The organism is Rhodoferax sp. (genome assembly GCF_014859475.1).
In the GTDB taxonomy this organism is placed as follows: domain Bacteria; phylum Pseudomonadota; class Gammaproteobacteria; order Burkholderiales; family Burkholderiaceae_C; genus Rhodoferax.
In genome coordinates this window covers 1-1920 of the sequence record NZ_JACUUE010000315.1, presented here as the reverse complement: position 1 = coordinate 1920, position 1920 = coordinate 1, and the positions used below count along the sequence as shown (strand labels likewise).

The window sequence follows — 1920 nt, the reverse complement described above, 5'->3', positions numbered from 1 at the left end:
GGCGTGCGCGAAGTGGCCGAACTGGCGTATTACGACTACCTCACGGTGGACCTGCCCAAACACGAGTTTCTGGGTGAGATGGTCAGCGAGCAAATGCTGTATTACCCCACGGTCACGCGTGAGCCGTTCAAAAATCGGGGTCGGATCACCGACCTGATCGAATCCGGCAAGTTGCAGGCCGACCTGGGTCTGCCCAAATTCGACCCGACCACCGACCGCGCCATGATGTGCGGCAGCCCGGCGCTGCTCAAGGACCTCAAGGTCATTCTGGAGAAGCGCGGCTTCCTGGAGGGTAATACCACCAAGCAGGGTGACTTTGTGGTCGAACGCGCCTTTGTGGAACAGTAAGCATGACTTACCACCTTTACGCCATCGGTAACGCGCTGGTCGATACCGAATACGAAGTCTCTGATGCCCAGTTGCAGGCGGCCGGCGTTGAAAAACGGCACATGACGCTGATCGACGCAGCGCGCCGCGCCGAGTTGCTCAAGCATGTGCACAGCGCCAAATCGCACCGCACCGGTGGCGGTTCAGCCGGCAATACCGTGGTGGCGCTGGCGCAGCTGGGTGGGCGTGCGTTTTACTCGTGCCGTGTGGCCGATGACGAACTGGGTGATTTCTATACCAAAGACTTGCTTGCGCACGGTGTCGCGACCAACCTCGCGCACACCAAACCGCCCGCGGGCCAGACCGGCAGTTGCATGGTGATGGTGACACCAGACGCCGAGCGCAGCATGAGCACTTTTTTGGGTGCCACCGCTGACATCGATGCCACCGCGCTGCATCCGCACGACATTGTCAAGGCCCGTGTTTATTACATGGAAGGCTATCTGGCCGCATCGCCCAGCGGTCTGGCCGCCGCCTTGCAGGGCAGGGCGATAGCGGCCCAGGCGGGCGTCAAGTTGGCCGCCACGCTCAGCGACATGAGCATGATCAACTTCTGCCGCCCTGGCCTCGATGCCATGGTGGGCGATAACCTCGACTTCTTGTTCTGTAACGAGGAAGAAGCCCAGGTCTGGTGCGGCACAACGGAGCTGGCGCAAATTTGCCAGCACATGGCCCAGCAGGCGCACACCGTGTGCCTGACGCGCAGTGCCAAGGGCTGCCTGGTGATTGAAGGAGGCAACATCACCGAAGTGCCCGCGGTACAAGTCAAGGCCATCGACACCAATGGCGCCGGCGACATGTTTGCTGGCGCATTTTTGTACGCGGTCACGCACGGTCACAGCCACGCCCAAGCCGCCTGGCTGGCCAATCAATGCGCCGGCCGTGTGGTCGCACAGTACGGCAACCGCCTCAGCCGAGAGGCGATGGCTAACCTGCATGCTGATTTCACCAGGTACATCGCGTCGTAACGCTCTCGTAAGAAGTCTCGGTAAAGATGCAAAAAGCTTGTTCGATCAGACCCGATTTTTAGGGTTTTCATTCATGGTCTGTTCAGCTTCAAGCGTTAAACTACTTTTCAAGCAGATTTGGCTGCCGATCCACATTTCAACTTTAAAGGAGACTTTGCTATGACAACACGTCGCGTATTCATGATGCAATCGGTTCTGGGTGCCAGCGCTTTGGCATCTGGTGTGGCAATGGCTGCGGCACCCATGGTGGCCGAGACCGATGCCAACGCCAAGGCTTTGGCTTACGTGGCCGATGCCACCAAGTCCAAGAACGCCAAGTTCAAAGCAGGCATGGCATGCGCCAACTGTGCCCTGTACCAGGGCAAGGCTGGTGCCGCTTCCGGCCCTTGCCCGCTCTTTGCTGGCAAAGAAGTGACCGCCAAGGGCTGGTGCAGCGCCTACGCCAAGAAACCTTGAGCGCAAACTGGATTCGTCCAGTTCACCCAAAACCCACCCTTGCGGTGGGTTTTGTTTTGTGCGCCCAGCATGGGCGCACTCCTGGAGGTGCAAGTCCTCCCGCAAGCTG

Annotated in this window: 2 protein-coding genes and 1 pseudogene; all 3 read left to right on the top strand. The window is 59.3% G+C overall.

From position 1 onward, the window contains the following. Positions 1 to 348: pseudogene (locus tag IBX54_RS14825) on the top strand (ferredoxin--NADP reductase); the annotation flags it as partial. Between the two features lie 2 nt (positions 349 to 350). After that, the gene (locus IBX54_RS14820; protein ID WP_296543417.1) at positions 351 to 1355 is read left to right on the top strand and encodes an adenosine kinase; all 1005 of its coding nucleotides are present in this window, start codon (positions 351 to 353) and stop codon (positions 1353 to 1355) included. Positions 1356 to 1514: 159 nt separating this feature from the next. Continuing rightward, positions 1515 to 1811 carry a high-potential iron-sulfur protein gene (locus IBX54_RS14815; protein WP_296543416.1) on the top strand — a complete coding sequence of 99 codons (297 nt, stop codon included), beginning with the start codon at positions 1515 to 1517 and terminating at the stop codon, positions 1809 to 1811. Positions 1812 to 1920 lie beyond the last annotated feature (109 nt).

Excerpts from the sequence above, each read along its gene's own strand:
- IBX54_RS14820 (WP_296543417.1), top strand. The coding sequence starts at position 351 with ATGACTTACCACCTTTACGCCATCGGTAACGCGCTGGTCGATACCGAA.
- IBX54_RS14815 (WP_296543416.1), top strand. The coding sequence starts at position 1,515 with ATGACAACACGTCGCGTATTCATGATGCAATCGGTTCTGGGTGCCAGC.